Raw genomic sequence first — 18,604 nt, forward strand, 5'->3', positions numbered from 1 at the left:
AAGCAAGCGCTTGGCTAACTTGAGGATACGGACATGACCACAGCATCGGTGAGTGAGATGGACGGACGTCGGCTACGCGACGTGCTCGGGCACTTCGCCACCGGAGTCGTGGCCATCACGGCCATCGACCCGACCACGGGCCTGCCGACGGGCCTGGCGGCGAACTCCTTCACCTCGGTGTCATTGGAGCCCGCGCTGGTCGCCTTCTGCGTGGCGCACACCAGCACGACCTGGCCGACCCTGAGCCAGGCCGACCACCTGTGCATCAACGTGCTGAGCGAGCCGCAGACCGCGGTCTGCAAGCAGCTCGCCGTGAAGGGCGGCGACAAGTTCGCCGGTGTCGCCTGGACGACCTCCCCCGAGGGGACGCCCGTCCTCGACGGGGCGCTCGCCTGGCTCGAGGTCTCCATCGAGGCGGAGTACCCCGCCGGGGACCACAAGATCATCGTGGCCCGTGTGCACAGCCTTGACATCCACCACGACGGCGAGCCGCTCGTGTTCTACCAGGGACGGTACGGTCGCTTCGATGGCTGACGGCGGCATCGGCTCCTTCCGCGAAGAGGTCCGCGCCTGGCTCGAGGAGGCGCTGGACGGGGAGTTCGCCGCGGCGCGCGGACTGGGCGGCCCCGGACGCGAGCACGAGGGCTTCGAGGTCCGCCTGGCCTGGGAGAGGCATCTCGGCAAGGCCGGCTGGACCTGCCTCGGCTGGCCTGCCGAGCACGGCGGCAGGGGCGCCTCCCTCGACGAGCAGGTCGTCTTCTTCGAGGAGTACGCCAAGGCGCACGCCCCGCACCGGCTCGGCCACATCGGCGAGGGCCTCATCGGCCCCACGATCATCGACTTCGGCACCGAGGCCCAGAAGAACCGCTTCCTGCCGCCGATCCAGCGCGGCGAGGAACTGTGGTGCCAGGGCTACTCCGAGCCCGACGCCGGATCCGACCTCGCGAACGTGCAGACCAGGGCCGTCCTCGACGGGGACGAGTGGGTCCTCCAGGGCCAGAAGGTGTGGACCTCGCTCGCGCACGTCGCCGACTGGTGCTTCGTCGTCGCCCGCACCGAACCCGGCTCCGAGCGGCACAAGGGCCTGTCCTACCTGCTGGTGCCGATGAACCAGGACGGCATCGAGGTGCGGCCCATCGTGCAGCCGACCGGGACCTCGGAGTTCAACGAGGTCTTCTTCGACGGCGCCCGCACCGCCAAGGACAACATCATCGGCGCCCCCGGCGAGGGCTGGCGGGTCGCGATGGCGACCCTCGGCTACGAGCGCGGCGCCTCCACCCTCGGCCAGCAGATCGGGTTCCGGCGCGAGTTCGCGGCCGTCCTGGAGACGGCGCGGAGCAACGGCACCGCGGCCGAGCTGCGCGACCGGCTCACCCGGTCCTGGGTGGAGCTGGAGATCATGCGGCTCAACGCGCTCCGGACCATGAAGTCGCTGGGCGCGGGCGAACCGGGCCCCGAGGTGGCCGTCGCGAAACTGTACTGGTCGGAGTGGCACCAGCGGCTGGGCGAGCTCGCCCTGGACGCGGCGGGACCCGCCGGGCTCCTCGCCGACGACGCGCCCTACGACCTGTCGGACCTCCAGCGGATCGGGCTGTTCAGCCGCTCCGACACCATCTACGCCGGGTCTAGCGAGATCCAGCGCAACATCATCGCGGAGCGGACGCTCGGGCTGCCCCGCTGACGGGTGCGGCGGTGTTCCACATCGGTGGATCCCCTGTGAAACACCGCTTCGTGCGCACGTGCTCGACTCACTTGGTGGACGTCGCGGCCAGGACCTGGGCGACCCGTTCGGCCGCCATGTTCAGATCGTCCGCGGCGGAGATGCGCTCCGCCCATGACCACCAGTACCACCAGCCGTCCGCGCCCCGCTCCGCCAGGATGTTCTCCGTCAGAGCCGATGCTTCCGGGTTCATCACGTGCAGGCTGGGAGCCGTGCCTAGGGGCACGGTGAGCCTCACCCGCAGACCGCGTCCGACGAGTTCGTCGCCGAGGCGTTCCAGATAATCGATGCGCGTCTGTGCCGACGCGACTGTCCCCGTGTCGTCAGGCATGCCTTTGCTCTCTTTCGCAGAAGATCGTGTGGCCCGACGGACTTCACATTTCCGTGCGCCTCCCCCAACCGCAAGCGGCATCGCCGCATCTAGTTCATCGACCCCCCCAATGGACTAGATCGAAGGGGATCAGTTCGAACATTCGGGATAGGTTGACGGGTCTAGGACGTACAGGGGAAGAAGGGGACCAGCACATGTCGCAGGATGCTCAGGACGGGCCTCCGCCGCCGTACGCGCCGGACGGCCGGGAGGACGACCCCGCCGCGACGCCGCTGCTCGGATCGCCGTACCCGGACAGACCCGCGCCCGCGATCGAGTTCGGCCAGGTCCCCGCCGACGCCACCGAGCCGCTCCCGGCCCAGCCCGAGCCGGTGCGGCCCGTCAGCTCCGCGACGGTCCGCGACGCCCCCAAGGCACCGGCACCGGCGCCCGCCCAGAACGCGCTGACCGTCCAGGACATCCCGCTCCAGACGCCGCAGCGCAACGCCCAGCAGGTGCCGGTCCAGCAGGTGCCGGTCCAGCAGGTACCGGTCCAGCAGCCGGTCGCGGGGGCGGCCCCGGCGGCGGCCGACGACCAGGCCACCCAGCAGTTCGCCGTGCCCCCCGCGCCGCCGCAGGCCCCTCCGCAGCCCTACCAGGAGCCTTACCAGGAGCCGCAGCACCCGCAGCAGCAGCACACCCCGGTGCCGCAGGCGCATCCCGTGCAGCCCTACCAGACGCCGGTGCCGCAGCAGTTCCAGACGCCGATCCCGCCGCAGGGCCCCTACCAGGCCCCGGCGCCGCAGAACGTCCCCGCGCGGCCGTCGTGGCACCGCCAGCACTACGCGATCGGGGTGTTCCTGGTCGTCTACGGGCTGACCAACCTGGCGACGGGCCTGCTCGGTTTCAGCAATCACAGGCGCGAGCTCGCCGGGTACATCGGCGAAGGCATGGCGGGCGGCGCCCTGCTCGGGCTGAAGGCCGTCGAGGGCCTGATCCTCGTGCTGACGATCGCCGGCCTGGCCCGCAGGAAGGACGTCTGGTTCCTGCCGAGCCTGCTCGGCTGGGTCGCGGGGTTCGCGGCGTTCGCCGTGTTCGACGTCGTCAAGGGCAAGTACGGGCCGCTGCTGGAGCACGGGGTCTACGCGGCCCTGTTCTTCGTGCTGCTGGTCGTCTCGCACGGGCTGAGCGCGAAGGTCCGCAGGACGGCTCCCGCGCCGGTGGCGGCGCAGCAGGATCCGTCGGTCCCCGGCCTGTCCCGGACCCAGGAGATCGCGCTGAACGCGCTGACCCGGTGGCAACGTCAGCAGTAGAGCCCCTTCCCTTCGACTCCAGAACGTGGTTCGGTGCCAGACACCACCCGATATGGAGGTTCGTCCGATGCGCGCTGCCCTCACCCGCGACAAGACCCTGGTCGTCACCGAGGTCCCGGACCCGGTGCCGCTGGACGGGCAGGTGCTCGTCCGCACGCTCGCCTGCGGGATCTGCGGGTCGGACCTGCACGCGCTGGCCGACCCCGACGCCTTCATGGAGACCTCGCGGCGCTCGGGCGGCATCCCGCACGACCCGCGGGACGGCCTGGTGTTCGGCCACGAGTTCAGCGCCGAGATCCTGGAGTACGGGCCGAACACCCAGGGCACCCTGCCGGTCGGCACGAAGGTCTGCGGGCCGCCGATCGGGCTGGGGCCCTCAGGGGCGGGGATCGTGGGGTACGCGCCGATGTTCCCCGGCGGGTACGGCGAGCTCATGGTGCTGACCGAGGCGTTCGTCATGGAGATCCCGAACGGCCTCGACCCGCGGGCGGCCGCGATCACCGAGCCGTTCGCGGTCGCGCACCGGGCGGTCGAGCGGTCGCGGATCCCCGACGACGCCGTCGCGGTGGTGCTCGGGCTCGGCCCGATCGGCCTCGGCGTCGTGGCGACGCTCAAGGCGCGCGGCCACGGCCCCGTCATCGCCGTGGACTTCTCCCCCGCGCGCCGCTCCCTCGCCGAGCGGCTCGGCGCCGACGAGGTCCTCGACCCCGCCGTGGCGAGCCCCTACGACCGATGGGCCGAGCTGGGCATCCCGGTCAGCACGGTCGAGTCGCTCACCCACGAGATCCTCGGCATCCCCACCCGCAAGGCCGTCATCTTCGAGTGCGTGGGCGTCCCCGGCCTGCTCCAGCAGGTCATCGACGGCGCGCCCAGCGGCTCGACGGTCATGATCGTGGGCGTCTGCATGAGCGACGACGTCATCATGCCGGGCGTCTCGGCGGTCAAGGAGCTGACGCTGAAGGGCACCTTCGGCACCAACCCCGCCCAGTACAAGGCGGCGCTGGACGACATCGCGGAGGGCCGGATCGACGCGGGCTCCATCATCAGCTCCACCGTCGGGCTCGACGGCCTGGCCGGCGCCTTCACCGAGCTCGCCAGCCCCGGCGCCCAGGCCAAGATCATCGTTGATCCCGCGGCCTGAGCGCGGGGATGGTCAGTCGATGAGCCAGGCGACGGCCGTCAGCGTGCCGGGGGCGACCTCGGTGAAACCCGCGTCGCGGATCGTGACGGCGGCGCGGGCGACGGCCTCGGCCCAGGGGACGTCGACGATGTGGGCGGGGGCGCCCGCGGCCAGCCAGGCGTCCCGGCTCTCGGCGGGCAGCCCGCGGTAGAGCAGGTGGGCGGCGTGCCCCGCCTGGGCGGCGGCCTTGCCCGTGGTCATCTTCGCGTCGGCGTTGAGGACCAGCGCGCAGTAGGGGGCGCCGGGCTCCTTGGTCGGGCCGGGCTCCAGGTCGGTCCCCGCGACCTGCATCTTGGCCAGTTCGGGCGGAAGGTCCTCGATCGGGCACGGCGGGTAGGCCCTGACCTCGGCGCCCGCGTGCGCGACGGTGACGCCGGGCGGCCGCTCGGCGTCCCGCCAGCGCGCCCCGCGGGCCCGGCGGGTCACCTTGCGGATGCGTCCGTCCTCCCACAGCCGGACGGCCTCTTCGAACTCGCCGGAGGCCAGCAGCAGCACGACGGCGGTGGCCGCGGCCTCGCAGAGGGCCTCGTGCGAGGGCGGGTCCCGCTTCTCGACGCGCAGAACCAGCGGCAGCGCCCTGGGCGCCCCGCCTTCGGGATCATCGTTCAGCACTAACGGAGATGAGATCATGCTCTGAGGTTAAGGCAGGACCGTTCCTAGGATCACGGGGGCTCGACGATGTTGCAGGTGTCCAGCCGGGAGGTCTACCGGAACAGATGGCTGACGCTCCGCGAGGACGTCACCCGTCTCCCCGACGGCTCCCCCGGCCTCTACACGGTCGTCGAGAAGCCGACCGCCGCCTGCGTCATCCCGTTCGAGGACGACGGCTTCCACCTGGTCGAGCAGTACCGCTATCCGCTGGGCCGCAGGTCGTGGGAGTTCGTCCAGGGCACCTGGCCCGCCGACGGACCGCCCGGCGAGGAGCTCGCCCGGGCCGAGCTGGCCGAGGAGACCGGGCTGCGGGCGTCCGGGCTGACCCTGCTCGGACGGCTGGCGATCGCGCCGGGCCTGACCACCCAGGAGTGCGACGTCTTCCTGGCCACGGGCCTCACCGCCGGGGCGCCCGACCGGGAGGAGACCGAGCAGGGGATGGAGCAGCGCTGGTTCTCCCGGGCCGAGTTCGAGGCCATGATCAGGGACGGGATCCTCTTCGACAACACCACCCTCGCGGCCTACACCATGTTCCTTCTCGCCACATCGTGAACAGACGGCCCGATCCGGACGTCTTATACCTGCGCACTTCTGGGTAGGGCGACTTCTGACTTGCCGGGGGGCGAGGCAGCGGGGAGGTTCAGGTGACGGAGACCGGCGTGATTCCCGGGACCGGCACGTACTTCGTGGGCATCGACATGCCCCCCGGCCGCTACCGCTGCGAGAACGGCAAGAACGGCTGGTGGGTGCTGTTCTCCGGCGAGGGCGGCTCCCGTCCGGTCGGCGCCTGGCCGCTGGATCCGGGCCCCGCGGAGGTCGACATCGCCGAGGGCGACTTCGCGTTCGAGACGCACGTGCCGTCGATGTGGACCCTGGTCGCCCCCGCGACTCCGGAGCGCGCCGCCCTGCGGCCCGTCACCGACCCGACGCTCCGCGCCGACCTCGACACCGTGGTGGCGCGGCGCGGCCCGCTGCTGCGGTCCTTCCCCTTCGCCGCGCTGGCGGGGGCGGTCCTGGCGTTCTTCCTGCTCGACGGCGACCTGCGGTGGCTGGTGATGGGGGCGGCGATCCTGGCGGCCGCCTCCCGCCGCCTCCTCGACGACATGCGGCGCGCCCGCGCGCTCACCGCGCGCACCGACCGGTTCCTGACCGTCGACGCCTTCGACACCGAGGCGAGCGAGCTGCTGGGCCGGGTCCAGCACTCCCTGGACACCGTCCGGTCGGCGAAGGTCGTCGCGGACGGCCTCCTGGAGGGCATCGATCCGGCCGTCGAGCTGCCGCGCCAGGAGTGGGAGATCGCCCAGATCCTGGCCCGCCAGTCCAAGCTCCGCCGCGACGCCGCCGCCCTGACCCTGTCGCCGCAGATCACCGAGGCGCTCAAGCCGCAGCAGGACAAGCTGGCGATCTCCGTCGCCGCGGTGACCCGCCGGGTCGAGGCGCTGGAGAAGTACGCCGCCCGCACCCGGGAGGCCGACATCGCCTACCGGGCCTGCCGCCAGCTCGAGGATCTCGCCTCACACGCCCACGAGTACGACGAGCTGCTCGCCGACTCCGTCCGCGACGACCTGGCCGTCCCGGCGATCGAGCGCCTCACCGAGCAGTCCGACGAGCTCCTGCGAACCCTCCAGGACCGCCTCGACGACGCCACGGAGGCAGCCGAGCTGCTGCCCCCGGGGCGTCCGGTCGAGTAGCTCAGCTCGCCCCGTACACCGGGTCGGCGTCCGGGGCCTCCGCGAGGAGCTTGTCGACGGCGGGGCCGACCTCGGCGGGGTCCCAGCGGGCGCCGCGGTCGACGCGGGGGCCGTGCGTCCAGCCGTTCGCGACGCCGATGACGCCGCCCTCGACCTCGAAGATCCGGCCGGTGACGTGCCGGGCCTCGGCGCTGCCCAGCCAGACCACCAGCGGGGAGACGTTGCCGGGGTGCATGGCGTCGAAACCGGACTCGGGCTTGGCCATCATCGCGGCGAAGGGGCCCTCGGTCATGCGGGTGCGGGCGGCGGGGGCGATCGCGTTGACGGTCACGCCGTACCGGGCCATCTCCTCGGCGGCGATGAGCGTCATCGTGGCTATGCCGCCCTTGGCCGCGCCGTAGTTGCCCTGGCCGACCGAGCCGAGCAGGCCCGCGCCCGAGGAGGTGTTGATGATCCGGGCGTCGACCGTGTGGCCGGCCTTGGACTGCTCGCGCCAGTAGGCGCCCGCGTGCCGCAGCGGCGCGAAGTGGCCCTTGAGGTGGACCCGGACGACGTCGTCCCACTCCTGCTCGCCCATCGAGACCAGCATCCGGTCGCGGACGAACCCGGCGTTGTTGACCAGGACGTGCAGCCCGCCGAAGGCGTCGAGCGCCGAGCGGATCAGCCCGGCGGCCCCGTCCCAGGAGGCGATGTCGTCGCCGTTGGCGACCGCCTCGCCGCCGAAGGCCCTGATCTCCTCCACGACCGACCGGGCGACCTCGCTGGTGCGGTTCCCCGCGCCGTCGAGCTCGACGCCCAGGTCGTTGACGACGACCCGGGCTCCCTGGCGGGCGAACTCCAGCGCGTGCTCGCGCCCGATGCCGCGCCCCGCCCCGGTCACGATGACCACACGGCCGTCCACGATTCCCATTTTGCCGTCTCCCTTGAAAGGTGCCGATGAACTAGAGGTGCTGCTGGGCGATGTAGTTCCAGGCGGGCTGCTCGCCGCCGCCGTCGATGGTCAGGGTCGTGCCGGTGACGAACGGCTCGGCCCCCAGGTAGAGGCAGGCCCGCGCGACGTCGTCGGGGACGGCCATCCGCCGGGCCGGGATCGTCTGCCGGATCGCCTTCATCGCCTCCTCGCCGCCGTAGTGCTCGGCCTGGTCGTCGCCGCTCTCGATCAGCCCGACCACCAGGCTGTTCACCCGCACACGGGGCGCCCACTCGGCGGCCAGGCAGGCGCCGAGGTGGTGCAGCCCGGCCTTGGCGGCCCCGTAGGCGGCGGTGCCGGGCGACGGGCGGGTGCCGCTGACCGAGCCGATCATGATGATCGCGCCCTCGTCCATGACGGTGCGGGCGGCCTGCGCGACGTGCAGCGGGCCCAGCAGGTTGAGCTCGATCACCCGCTGGTGCAGGCGCGGCGAGGCGTCGGAGGCCAGCGCGTAGGGTGAGCCGCCCGCGTTGTTGACCACGACGTCGAGACGGCCGTGCCGGGCGATGACCGCCTCGACCGTCCGGGCGACGTCCTCGGGGTCGCGCACGTCGCAGGGGAGGAACGACGCGCTCCGCTTCCCGTAGTCGTGCTCGACGTGGGGAGCCTCCCCCGGGTCCTTCCTGGCGCAGACGACGACGTCCGCTCCGGCGCTCAGGAAGGCCCGGGCGATGCCCGCGCCGATCCCCTTCGTCCCGCCGGTGACCAGCACCGTCTTGCCTCGGTAGTCATAGCTGACCGTCATCGGATCCTCCTCGGTGCCGCATGCTACGGTACCAAGCAAGCGTTAGGTGAACATCAATGAGGGTGGGGTATGGGGATCACGCGTACTGTTGCCGCTCCCGGCGTGGCCGAGGTGGTCGTCGACGCGCCGCCGGTCAACGCGCTGACCGTCCAGGGCTGGTTCGACCTCGCCGACACGATCACCGCCGCCGGGCGCGACCCGGAGATCCGCGCGGTCGTGCTGCGGTCTGAGGGCCGGGGCTTCAACGCGGGCGTCGACATCAAGGAGATGCAGCGGACCGAGGGGTTCGACGCGCTGCTGGGCGCCAACCGCGGCTGCCACGCGGCGTTCAAGGCCGTCTACGAGTGCGAGGTCCCGGTGATCGCGGCCGTCCACGGCTTCTGCCTCGGCGGCGGGATCGGGCTGGTCGGCAACGCCGACGTCATCGTCGCCTCCGACGACGCCACCTTCGGGCTGCCCGAGGTGAAACAGGGGGCGCTCGGCGCGGCCACCCATCTGGCCCGGCTGGTCCCGCAGCATCTGATGCGCGCGATGGTCTACACGACGCAGACCGCGACCGCCGCCCAGCTCCACGCGTTCGGCTCGGTGCACGCGGTCGTCCCGCGCGAGGCCCTGCGCGACACGGCCTTCGAGGTCGCCGCGCGGATCGCCGACATGGACCCGTTCGTGATCCGCCGGGCCAAGGAGTGCCTGAACGGCATCGACCCGGTCGACGTCAACCGGTCCTACCGGTTCGAGCAGGGCTTCACCTTCGAGCTCAATCTCCAGGGCGCGGGCGACAAGCACCGCGACTCCTTCGTGCGGCGGAGCGGATCCCAGGACAAGCAGGACGAGGCGGAGGGCTGATGGGCGTTCAGATGACGATCGAGGAGGTCGTCGGCTCGCTGGAGAGCGGGATGACGATCGGGATCGGCGGATGGGGGTCGCGGCGCAAGCCGATGGCGCTCGTCCGGGCGATCTGCAACTCCCCCGTCACCGACCTCACGGTGATCTCCTACGGCGGGGCGGACGTCGGGCTGCTCTGCGCGGCCGGGAAGATCCGCAAGCTGGTGGCCCCGTTCGTGACCCTGGACTCGATCGCGCTCGAACCGCACTTCCGGCTGGCCCGGCAGAGCGGGGCCATCGAGTTCGAGGAGTACGACGAGGGCATGTTCATGTTCGGCCTGTACGCGGCGGCCCACCACCTGCCGTTCCTGCCGACCTACGCGGGGCTCGGCTCCGACGTCCTCGCCACCAATCCTTCGCTGAAGACGGTCAGGAACCCCTACGGCGAGGAGGAGCTTCTCGCCGTCCCCGCGCTGAAGATGGACGCCGCCCTGGTGCACCTCCAGCGCGCCGACGCCCGCGGCAACGGCCTCTACCTGGGCGGCGACCCCTACTTCGACGACCTGTACGCCAAGGCCGCCGACCGCACCTACCTGTCGTGCGAGAAGCTCGTCGACACCGCCGACCTGCTCAAGGAGGGCCCGGTCCAGGCGCTGCTCGTCAGCCGCGCCCAGGTCGCGGGCGTGGTCGAGACGCCCGGCGGCTCCCACTTCACGACCGGCGACGACGACCGGCGTGACGAGAGGTTCCAGAAGTTCTATGTCGAGTCGGCGGCCGACCCCGAGAAGTGGGCGGCGTTCCGCTCCCGCTTCCTCGACGGGGACGAGGCCGCCTACCAGGACGCCGTCCGCGCCTGGCGGGAGGAGAGCAAGTGAGCACGCTGACCGCCACCCGCGCCGAGGTCTGCGCGGTCGCCTGCGCGGAACTGTTCCGCGGCGACGGAGAGATCGTGGCCGCGGCCGTGGCCGGGATGACCCCCGCGCTCGGCGCGCGGCTGGCCCGATCGACCTTCGAGCCCGGCCTGCTGACCACCGACGGCGGGCCCTACCTGACGGCCGAGCCGGTTCCGCTGGGCGCCCCCGCCGGGGACGTCGAGGGCTGGCTGCCCTTCCGCGACCATCTGTGGCTGGTCCTGAACGGCCGCCGGCACGTCTGGCTCGGGCCGTCGCAGATGGACAGGTTCGGCAACTGCAACATCAGCCACATCGGCCCGGCCGACCGGCCGAAGTCGCAGCTGCTCGGCTCGCGCGGCGCCCCCGGCAACACCCGGATCAACACCACCAGCTTCTGGGTGCCGCGGCACTCGCCGCGGGTGTTCGTGGAGAAGGTCGACTTCGTGTCCGGCGTGGGCACCGACCGGGGGGCGTTCGAGCTGCGCGGGGTCGTCACCAACCTGGCGGTCCTGGACTTCGCCACGCCCGACGGGCGGCTGCGGCTGCGCTCGGTCCACCCCGGCGTGAGCGTCGAGGACGTCGTCGCCGCGACGGGCTTCGAGCTCGTCATCCCCGACGAGGTGCCCGGCACCAGGCTTCCCACCGCCGAGGAGCTGCGGATCATGCGCGAGGTCCTCGACCCCAAGGGCATCCGCGAGCGCGAGGTCCCGTCGTGAAGACCGCCCTCACCGAGCTGACCGGAATCCGCTACCCGGTCGTCCAGACCGGCATGGGGTACGTCGCGGGGGCGGGGCTGGCCGCGGCCACCTCCGCCGCCGGCGGCCTCGGCATCGTCGCCGCCTCGACGCTCTCGGTCGAGGAGATGACGGCCGCGATCCACAAGATCAAGGACCGCACGGACGCGCCCTTCGGGGTCAACATCCGCTCCGACGCCGACGACGCCGCCGACCGGGTCGAGATCATGATCAAGGAGGGCGTGCGGGTCGCGTCCTTCGCGCTGGCGCCGTCCAGGGAGCTGATCGGCCGGCTCAAGGACGCGGGGGTCGTGGTGATCCCCTCGATCGGGGCGCGGCGGCACGCGGAGAAGGTCGCCGCGTGGGGCGCCGACGCCGTGATCGTCCAGGGCGGGGAGGGCGGCGGCCACACCGGTCCCGTCCCGACCACGGTCCTGCTCCCCGACGTCGTGGACGCCGTCGACATCCCGGTGATAGCCGCGGGCGGCTTCTTCGACGGCCGCGGCCTGGTCGCGGCCCTGTCCTACGGCGCGGCCGGGGTGGCCATGGGCACCCGCTTCCTGCTGACCTCCGACTCCCCCGTCGGCGAGGAGGTGAAGAAGGTCTACCTGGGCAAGTCCGTCCGGGACACCGTCGTCACCACCCGGGTCGACGGGATGCCGCACCGGGTCCTCACCTCGGAGCTGGTCGCCCAGCTCGAGTCCGCGGGACGGGCGTCGGGCCTGTTCCGGGCCGTCCGCAACGGCGCCCGGTTCAAGAAGATGTCCGGGATGTCGTGGGCGTCGATGATCCGCGAGGGTCAGCGCATGAAACACGGGCGCGAGCTCACCTGGGCCCAGGTCCTGATGGCCGCCAACACCCCGATGCTGCTGAAGGCCGCGATGGTCGACGGCCGCGCCGACCTGGGCGTCATGGCCTCGGGACAGGTCGTGGGGCTCATCGACGACCTGCCGTCCTGCGAGGAACTGATCACCCGGATCATGGCCGAGGCGGAGGCGGCTCTCCGGGCCCTTCCGCGTGTCTGAAATGCCCGCTATCTTCTGCGAATGCCCCCTCGCGCTGTCGCGGCGCTGACCACGATCGCCCTGGTCATGCCGCTGCCGGCGGGATGCTCGTTCCCTCCCCGGGAGGAGCGTCCCGCCGCCGGCCACCCCCGTCTCCCCGGCCTGAGCCGCACCCCCGCCTGGACGATCGAGGCCGCCCAGTTCGGCGACCCCGGCGGCGGCGGGAACGTGGCAGCCGACGGCCTGTTCACCGTGGGCACCGCCTTCGCCCTGGCCTACACCGCGACCAGGGACTTCAACGAGATCGTGCTCCTGCGGGCGGCGACCGGGAAGGTCCTGCGGCGGCTGCCCGTCCCGCGCGGCACCGAGGTCCGGGCCGACCGGGCGGGACGCCGCCCGGTCCTGGTCGCCGAGAGCCCCCGCGACACCGTCACCCTCGACCGCTGGATCCTCGACGAGGAGGGTGAGGTCCGGCACACGGCCACCCCCCTGTCCCCTCCCACCGCCTACGCGGGCGGCTACCTGTTCAGCGGCGCGAAGCTCGATCCCGCCCGGCGGCGGCTCGCGGACACCACGACGGTCGCCGACGAGTCCGGCGACACCGTCACCGAGATCGACAGGCCCTCCTCCGGCCCCGGCACCTTCGACGTCTTCGGCGACCTGGCCGTCATCGACCGCGTCCGCGTCCTGGACCTGAAGCGCGACGGCCGCCGCCTGACCACGATCCGCTCCCGCGAGGGCGCCTCCGCCGCCTCCGTCCACGGCCTGTACGCGGGGAAGCTGCTCGTCTCCTGGCGTATCGGCGACCGCGGAAGATCCCTGCTGACCCTCAACGACGCCAGGACGGGCCGGACGGCCTGGACCCGCGAGCTCGCCGGGTTCACCGCCCTGACCGCCCGCGAGGTCGCCTACGAGCCCACCGAGCACCGGCTGATCGTCACCGACCGGGCGGCCCGCCTCCATCTCGCCCTCGACATGGAGACCGGCCGCACCGTCTGGAAGCACAGCGGGCCCGCCCTCTTCGGCCTGGCCCTCCCGGACGTCTACTACCTCGCCACCGCCGCCTGGGAGCCGTTCCTCCCCCACCGGGCCGGCGGAAGGCCTCCCTACGTCTCGGTGACCGTCCCCAAGGGCGCCCACGTCCGCGAGCTGACCGCGGCTCCCGCCGCCCGCAGCTCCGACGGCTACGCCCTGGTCCGCCGGGGCGGCTCCCTGTACGGGTTCCCGCTCACCTGACACGTCCGATTCCTTCAAGACCTCCCGGGCCCCGGCTGCCTAGGTTGGGAGGATGGAAGCGAGACTTGATCTGATCGGGCTGGTGGTGGCCGACATGGCCGCCTCACTGGCGTTCTACCGGCTGCTGGGGTTCGACATCCCGGCGGAGGCCGACTCCGAACCGCACGTCGAGGTGGAGCTGCCCGGCGGGCTGCGGCTCGCCTGGGACCGCGTCGACGTGGTCCGGAGCTTCGACCCGGACTGGAACCCGCCGTCGGGCGGGCACCGGGTGGCCCTGGCGTTCAGGTGCCCCGGCCCCGCCGAGGTCGACGCCGCCTACGAGCGGCTGGTCAAGGCCGGGCATCCGGGCCGCAAGGAGCCGTGGGACGCCTTCTGGGGTCAGCGGTACGCGATCGTCCACGACCCGGACGGCACCGCGGTCGACCTGTTCAGCCCGCTGGGCTGACGGGCGCGAAGGCCGTCGGCGCGACGCCGGTCAGCGCCCTCACCTCGCGGGTGAGATGGGGCTGGTCGGCGTAACCCGCGACGGCCGCGGTCTCGGCCAGGGGACGGCCGGAACGGACCAGCTCCAGGGCCCGGCCCAGGCGGTGGACCCGGGACAGGGTCCGCAGGCCGTAGCCGAAGGCGTCCAGGGAGCGGCGGTGGAGCTGGCGTTCGCTGAGCCCGGTCCGCCGCGCGCAGTCCGCGACGGGCACCCCCTCGGCGAGGGAGGCCAGCACCCCGGGCACGATCGGGTCCGGCTCGGCCCGCAGGCCCGCGACGGCCTCCGCCAGCACCCGTCCCGGCACCCGCGCGGCGGCCAGCCGCTCCGTCAGCTCGCGGACGGCCCCGGGCGCCCACAGGTCCGCCAGCGGGACCCGGGCGTCGCGGAGCTCGCGGGCGGGCACGCCGAGGACCGCGGGGCCCCGGCCGGAGGCGAAACGCAGCCCGGTGATCACCTCACCGGCGCCCGTGGCGGCCAGATGGGGGCCGGTGTCCGGGCCCGCGACGACCAGCTCGTCCCTGATCCAGAGCAGGTCGAGGCAGCCGTCGGGAATGACGCGGGCCACCTCCGCGGTGTCCGCGCGCCTGGTCCAGAGCGTCCCGCCGGGGACCTCCCGCTCCCGGTACATGCCTCCAGCATGCCCCACGATCGCCTGTGCGTCAGGACGAGCCGCGGACGACCAGATGGGTGTCGAGGATCCGGGGCGAGAAGAACTCGATCTCCTGGATCCGGGCGATCAGCAGCTCCGACATGGCCCGGCCCATCGCCTCGACCGGCTGGTGGACCGAGGTCAGCGGCGGATCGGTGTGCCGGGCGGTCGGCGAGTCGTCGAAGCCGACGACGGCGACGTCCTCGGGGATCCGGCGGCCGGCCTCGCGCAGCACCCGCATCGCCCCTATGGCCATCGGGTCCGAGGCCGCGTAGACGGCGTCGAGGCCCGGGTCCTTGGCGAGCAGGTCGCGCATGGCGTGCTCGCCGCTGTCCTCGGAGAAGTCCCCGTGGGCGATCAGCTCGGGCCCCGGATTGACGTCGCGGTAGCCCTCGAGACGGTCCACGCCCACCTGCATGTCCTGCGGGCCGGTGATCGTCGCGATCCGTCTCCTGCCCCGGTCGGCCAGGTGCTGGACGGCCAGGCGCGCCCCGCCCCTGTTGTCGGCGTCGACGTAGGCGACCGGCGTGTAGCCGGGCGCCGAGCCGACCATGACGATCGGCAGGCCCCGGTCCTCGAGGTGGCCGGGCAGCGGGTCGTCCCCGTGCAGCGAGACCAGGAGCGCGCCGTCGACGTGCTGCCCGGTCAGGTACCGCTCCAGCCGGTCGTGGTCGGCGGGCGACTGCGCCATCGCCAGCAGGAGCTGGAGGCCCGTCTCGGACAGGCCCGCGCTGATCCCGCGGATGATCCCGGCGAAGAACGGCTCCCCCCAGACCCGCTCCTCCGACTCCGACACGACCAGCGCGACGGTGTCCGTGCGGCGGGTGACCAGCATCCTGGCCGCCCGGTTGGGGACGTACCCCAGCTCGTCGATGGCCAGGAGCACGGCCTCACGGGCCTGCGGGCTGACCTTGGGCGAGCCGTTGATGACCCTGGAGACGGTGCCGCGGCCTACCCCTGCACGTGCGGCGACCGACTCCAGGGTCGGTTTCTGTTCAGCACTCACGAAAGACCATTGTGCCTGGCGACGTCGCCGAACCAGCGCGCGCTGGACTTCGGAGTGCGCACCTGGGTGTCGTAGTCCACGTGGACGAGGCCGAAGCGCTTGCCGTAACCCCAGCCCCACTCGAAGTTGTCCATGAAGGACCAGGCGAAATAGCCCTTCAGGGGCACCCCGTCGGAGATCGCGTCATGGCAGGCCCGCAGATGGCCCTCCAGGTAGGCGACCCGCTCGGGATCGGCGCACTCGCCGTCCACGAGCTCGTCGGGGTAGGCGGCCCCGTTCTCCGTGATGTAGAGCGGGACGGCCGGGTACTCCTTGGCGACCCTGGTGAGGATCTCGTGGAGGCCCTCGGGGTCGATCTCCCAGCCCATGTCCGTCACGGGACGGCCGCCGTGGACGAAGGCCACGTGCTCGGCCCCCGGCCACGGCGACGCCCCCGCGAACGGGGAGGTGGCCACGTGCCCGTCGGCGTCCGGCAGGCCGGAGACCGTGTGACGGCTGTAGTAGTTGATCCCCAGGAAGTCGATCGGTCCGCCGATCACTCCCATGTCGCCCGGCTGGATGGCCTCGTCGAAGCCGAACGGCTCCAGGTCCTCCAGCACGTCGACCGGGTAGGAGCCCTTGAGCAGGGCGTCCAGGAAGAACCGGTTCTGCAGGCCGTCGACGCGGCGGGCGGCGTCGAGGTCCTCCGGCGCGTCCGAGGCGGGCGAGACGGCGTAGAGGTTCGGCGCGGCGCCGACACGGCCCTCCCCCGAGCGGAGGATCGGGGCGGCGAGGCCGTGGGCCAGCAGCAGGTGGTGGGCGGCGCGGACCGCGGCCCTGGAGTCCCGGACGCCCGGCGCGTGGTCGCCCGAGCCGTAGCCCAGGAAGGCCGCGCACCACGGCTCGTTGACCGTGATCCAGTCGTGGACCCGGTCGCCGAGGGCGTCGTGGGCCACCGAGGCGTAGTCGGCGAACCGGTAGGCGGTGTCGCGGGCGGGCCAGCCGCCGGCGTCCTCCAGCTCCTGCGGCAGGTCCCAGTGGTAGAGCGTCGCGAAGGGCGTGATGCCGACCGCGAGCAGCTCGTCGGCGAGCCGCCGGTAGAAGTCGAGGCCCTGCTCGTTGGTGCGGCCGTTCGGCCGGATCCGCGGCCAGGACAGGGAGAACCTGTACCCGGTGACCCCGAGGTCCGCCATCAGCGCGACGTCCTCACGGAAGCGGACATAGTGGTCGTTGGCCACGTCGCCGGTGTCGCCGAGAAGCGTGCGTCCGGGTGTGTGGGCGAAGGTGTCCCAGATCGACACACCCCGTCCGTCGGCGTTGACCGACCCCTCGATCTGGTAGGCGGCCGTGGCCGTGCCCCAGACGAAACCCTCCGGGAACCCCCGAGCGATCATGCCTTCACGGCTCCTTCCATGATGCCGCCGATGATCTGGCGGCCGAAGAGAACGAAGATGACGATCAGAGGGACGGTCGCGAGCGCGGTCCCGGTGAACATCAGCGTGTAGTCGTTGAAATAGGTGCTGTTCAGGCGCGAGATGGAGAGCTGGACCGTCGGGTTGTCCGGGGTGAGCACGGCCAGCGGCCAGATGAACTCGTTCCAGGTCTGCATGAAGGTGAACAGCGCGAGCACCGCGATCGCGGGGCGCAGCGCCGGCAGCACGACGCTCCAGTAGATCCGCAGCGTGGAGCAGCCGTCGACGCGGGCGGCCTCGATCAGCTCGTCGGGCACCGCCTGGGCGGCGTACTGGCGGATCAGGAAGACCCCGAACCCGTTCACCAGGAACGGCACGATGACGGACTTCAGGTCGCCGGCCCAGCCGAGCTTCACCATCAGCATGTAGAGGGGGATGATCCCCATCTGCTGGATCGGCACCATCATCGTCAGCAGCACGACCAGCAGGAGGGCGTTGCGGCCCTTGAACCTCAGCTTGGCGAAGGCGAAACCGGCGAGGCTGGAGAACACCACGACCGAGAGCGTCACGGTGGTGGCGACGATCGCGGAGTTGCCGAGGCCCAGCCAGAAGTGGGCGTCCTCGGTGTCGGACAGCCGCTGGAGGTTGTCGCCGAACATCCCGCCGGGCAGGATCGGCGGCGGCACGGAGCTCACCACGTCGTTGCCGCGGGTGGCGACGATGAACATCCAGTAGATCGGGAAAGCCGAGAGAAGCACGGCGACGACGAGCGTCACCTTGGTCATCCATGTGGCCCGGTTGATCATTTCGCGCCTCCGATCCGGCGGGTGAGCAGGAAGCTGATCACGGAGACGATCAGGATGAGCAGGAAGAGCATCCAGGCGACGGCCGAGGCGTAACCGAAGTCGAAGTCGCGGAAGCCGCGCTCGTACATGTACATCGCGATCGTCTGGGACTGGCTGAGGGAGCCGCCGCCCACGTCGCCGTTGTTGAACAGGGTCGGCTCGGTGAACAGGGACAGCCCGCCGATGGTCGAGATGATCGTGACGAACACGATCGCCGGCTTGAGCATCGGGATCGTGATCGACCAGAACATGCGCCGGGTGGTCGCGCCGTCGATCGAGGCGGCCTCGTAGAGGTCACCGGGGATGGACTGCATCGCCGCCAGGAAGATCAGGGCGTTGTAGCCGGTCCACCGCCAGTCGACCATGGTGGCGACCGCGGTCCAGGACGACCACTTGTCGGCCGTCCAGTCGAGGGTGCCCTCCTTGCCGAGGATCCAGTTCACGAACCCGTAGTCACGGGCGTAGAGCTGGCTGAACACGACCGACACCGCGACGATCGAGGTGACCAGCGGGAGCAGGATGCCCATCCGCATGACCAGCCGGAAGCGCAGCTTCTTGTTCAGCAGGTTGGCCAGGAACAGCGCGCCCAGGATCTGCGGGATCGTCGAGAGGACGAACATGCCGAGCGTGTTGTAGACGGAGTTCCAGAAGTCGGCGTCCTTGACCAGCTCGCTGTAGTTCTCGAACCCGATGAACTCCCGGTCGGAACCGGCGAGCTCCCAGTCGTGCAGCGACACCCAGAAGGTGAACAGCAGGGGGAAGAAGCCGAAGACGGCGAAAAGCAGGAAGTACGGAGATACCAGGGCGTACGGTGCGGCCTTGATGTCCAGCCAGGTCGCCAGGGAGCTGCGGACCGGCCGGGCGGAGAGGCCGGCGGCCGGGGGCGCCTTCGGCGGCGGCGCCGACCGGGTGCGCACGGAGTTCATGAAGGGCCTTTCGAGGAGGCGGCGGTGCCGC

General features: G+C 71.8%; 21 protein-coding genes. 12 read left to right on the plus strand and 9 right to left on the minus strand.

Annotated elements, in window-relative coordinates; genetic code table 11:
- The first annotated feature begins 33 nt into the window (after positions 1 to 33).
- A complete protein-coding gene (locus tag ABD785_RS03025) occupies positions 34 to 534 on the plus strand; it encodes a flavin reductase family protein (RefSeq protein ID WP_344821847.1) in 501 nt (166 codons plus the stop codon).
- The gene (locus ABD785_RS03030; protein WP_344821849.1) at positions 527 to 1,681 is read left to right on the plus strand and encodes an acyl-CoA dehydrogenase family protein; all 1,155 of its coding nucleotides are present in this window, start codon (positions 527 to 529) and stop codon (positions 1,679 to 1,681) included. The genes ABD785_RS03025 and ABD785_RS03030 overlap by 8 nt, the downstream gene beginning before the upstream one ends.
- 67 nt (positions 1,682 to 1,748) lie before the next feature.
- Here ABD785_RS03030 and ABD785_RS03035 read toward each other — a convergent pair whose 3' ends face one another.
- Positions 1,749 to 1,913 carry a hypothetical protein gene (locus ABD785_RS03035; protein ID WP_344821851.1) on the minus strand — a complete coding sequence of 55 codons (165 nt, stop codon included), beginning with the start codon at positions 1,911 to 1,913 and terminating at the stop codon, positions 1,749 to 1,751.
- Between the two features lie 332 nt (positions 1,914 to 2,245).
- Between ABD785_RS03035 and ABD785_RS03040 the strand changes: the two genes are divergently transcribed.
- Together ABD785_RS03040 and ABD785_RS03045 are read left to right on the plus strand one after the other, a co-directional pair.
- Positions 2,246 to 3,343, plus strand: coding sequence for a hypothetical protein (locus ABD785_RS03040; protein ID WP_344821853.1), 1,098 nt, complete (start codon positions 2,246 to 2,248; stop codon positions 3,341 to 3,343).
- A 67-nt stretch (positions 3,344 to 3,410) separates the two neighbouring features.
- Positions 3,411 to 4,484 carry a zinc-binding dehydrogenase gene (locus ABD785_RS03045; RefSeq protein WP_344821855.1) on the plus strand — a complete coding sequence of 358 codons (1,074 nt, stop codon included), beginning with the start codon at positions 3,411 to 3,413 and terminating at the stop codon, positions 4,482 to 4,484.
- A 12-nt stretch (positions 4,485 to 4,496) separates the two neighbouring features.
- On the opposite strand, the gene ABD785_RS03050 is transcribed toward ABD785_RS03045, so the two are convergent.
- The gene (locus ABD785_RS03050; RefSeq protein ID WP_344821857.1) at positions 4,497 to 5,135 is read right to left on the minus strand and encodes a peptidyl-tRNA hydrolase; all 639 of its coding nucleotides are present in this window, start codon (positions 5,133 to 5,135) and stop codon (positions 4,497 to 4,499) included.
- A gap of 66 nt (positions 5,136 to 5,201) precedes the next feature.
- On the opposite strand from ABD785_RS03050, the gene ABD785_RS03055 reads away from it, so the two are divergent.
- Together ABD785_RS03055 and ABD785_RS03060 are read left to right on the plus strand one after the other, a co-directional pair.
- Complete coding sequence (locus ABD785_RS03055) at positions 5,202 to 5,726, plus strand: NUDIX domain-containing protein (protein ID WP_344821859.1); 525 nt, start codon at positions 5,202 to 5,204, stop codon at positions 5,724 to 5,726.
- Positions 5,727 to 5,818: 92 nt separating this feature from the next.
- The gene (locus ABD785_RS03060; RefSeq protein ID WP_344821861.1) at positions 5,819 to 6,865 is read left to right on the plus strand and encodes an Rv1352/Rv1906c domain-containing protein; all 1,047 of its coding nucleotides are present in this window, start codon (positions 5,819 to 5,821) and stop codon (positions 6,863 to 6,865) included.
- 1 nt (position 6,866) lies between these two features.
- On the opposite strand, the gene ABD785_RS03065 is transcribed toward ABD785_RS03060, so the two are convergent.
- Positions 6,867 to 7,775, minus strand: a complete 909-nt coding sequence (locus ABD785_RS03065; protein WP_344821863.1) for an SDR family oxidoreductase — start codon at positions 7,773 to 7,775, stop codon at positions 6,867 to 6,869.
- 31 nt (positions 7,776 to 7,806) lie between these two features.
- A complete protein-coding gene (locus ABD785_RS03070; protein WP_344821865.1) occupies positions 7,807 to 8,580 on the minus strand; it encodes an SDR family oxidoreductase in 774 nt (257 codons plus the stop codon).
- Between the two features lie 69 nt (positions 8,581 to 8,649).
- Here ABD785_RS03070 and ABD785_RS03075 point away from each other — a divergent pair, with 69 nt between their 5' ends.
- From ABD785_RS03075 to ABD785_RS03100, 6 genes are read left to right on the plus strand one after another with little or no spacing between them, the layout of a single operon-like run.
- Positions 8,650 to 9,426, plus strand: coding sequence for an enoyl-CoA hydratase family protein (locus ABD785_RS03075; protein ID WP_344821866.1), 777 nt, complete (start codon positions 8,650 to 8,652; stop codon positions 9,424 to 9,426).
- On the plus strand, positions 9,426 to 10,280 hold the full coding sequence (locus ABD785_RS03080) for a CoA transferase subunit A (protein ID WP_344821868.1): 855 nt from the start codon (positions 9,426 to 9,428) through the stop codon (positions 10,278 to 10,280). Before ABD785_RS03075 ends, ABD785_RS03080 begins: the two co-directional genes overlap by 1 nt.
- A gap of 5 nt (positions 10,281 to 10,285) precedes the next feature.
- Positions 10,286 to 11,014, plus strand: a complete 729-nt coding sequence (locus tag ABD785_RS03085; protein WP_344822868.1) for a CoA-transferase subunit beta — start codon at positions 10,286 to 10,288, stop codon at positions 11,012 to 11,014.
- The gene (locus tag ABD785_RS03090; protein WP_344821870.1) at positions 11,011 to 12,057 is read left to right on the plus strand and encodes an NAD(P)H-dependent flavin oxidoreductase; all 1,047 of its coding nucleotides are present in this window, start codon (positions 11,011 to 11,013) and stop codon (positions 12,055 to 12,057) included. Before ABD785_RS03085 ends, ABD785_RS03090 begins: the two co-directional genes overlap by 4 nt.
- A gap of 21 nt (positions 12,058 to 12,078) precedes the next feature.
- Positions 12,079 to 13,272: a PQQ-binding-like beta-propeller repeat protein gene (locus tag ABD785_RS03095; protein WP_344821872.1), complete on the plus strand. Its 1,194-nt coding sequence runs from the start codon at positions 12,079 to 12,081 to the stop codon at positions 13,270 to 13,272.
- A gap of 52 nt (positions 13,273 to 13,324) precedes the next feature.
- Positions 13,325 to 13,717 carry a VOC family protein gene (locus ABD785_RS03100; protein WP_344821874.1) on the plus strand — a complete coding sequence of 131 codons (393 nt, stop codon included), beginning with the start codon at positions 13,325 to 13,327 and terminating at the stop codon, positions 13,715 to 13,717.
- Here the strand turns inward: ABD785_RS03100 and ABD785_RS03105 are convergent.
- Genes ABD785_RS03105 through ABD785_RS03125 form a run of 5 tightly spaced genes read right to left on the minus strand, consistent with a single transcriptional unit; the run spans position 13,701 to position 18,573 of the window.
- Positions 13,701 to 14,384, minus strand: a complete 684-nt coding sequence (locus ABD785_RS03105; RefSeq protein ID WP_344821876.1) for a helix-turn-helix transcriptional regulator — start codon at positions 14,382 to 14,384, stop codon at positions 13,701 to 13,703. The genes ABD785_RS03100 and ABD785_RS03105 overlap by 17 nt on opposite strands.
- 31 nt (positions 14,385 to 14,415) lie before the next feature.
- The gene (locus tag ABD785_RS03110) at positions 14,416 to 15,411 is read right to left on the minus strand and encodes a LacI family DNA-binding transcriptional regulator (protein ID WP_344821878.1); all 996 of its coding nucleotides are present in this window, start codon (positions 15,409 to 15,411) and stop codon (positions 14,416 to 14,418) included.
- Positions 15,408 to 16,784 (minus strand): GH1 family beta-glucosidase, encoded by a 1,377-nt coding sequence (locus tag ABD785_RS03115; protein ID WP_344821880.1) that lies wholly within the window; start codon positions 16,782 to 16,784, stop codon positions 15,408 to 15,410. Before ABD785_RS03115 ends, ABD785_RS03110 begins: the two co-directional genes overlap by 4 nt.
- Positions 16,781 to 17,608, minus strand: a complete 828-nt coding sequence (locus tag ABD785_RS03120) for a carbohydrate ABC transporter permease (protein ID WP_344821882.1) — start codon at positions 17,606 to 17,608, stop codon at positions 16,781 to 16,783. The genes ABD785_RS03115 and ABD785_RS03120 overlap by 4 nt, the downstream gene beginning before the upstream one ends.
- Positions 17,605 to 18,573: a carbohydrate ABC transporter permease gene (locus ABD785_RS03125; protein ID WP_344821884.1), complete on the minus strand. Its 969-nt coding sequence runs from the start codon at positions 18,571 to 18,573 to the stop codon at positions 17,605 to 17,607. The genes ABD785_RS03120 and ABD785_RS03125 overlap by 4 nt, the downstream gene beginning before the upstream one ends.
- Between the last annotated feature and the right edge of the window lie 31 nt (positions 18,574 to 18,604).

Source organism: Actinocorallia longicatena (assembly GCF_039534125.1).
GTDB classification, from domain to species: Bacteria; Actinomycetota; Actinomycetes; order Streptosporangiales; family Streptosporangiaceae; genus Actinocorallia; species Actinocorallia longicatena.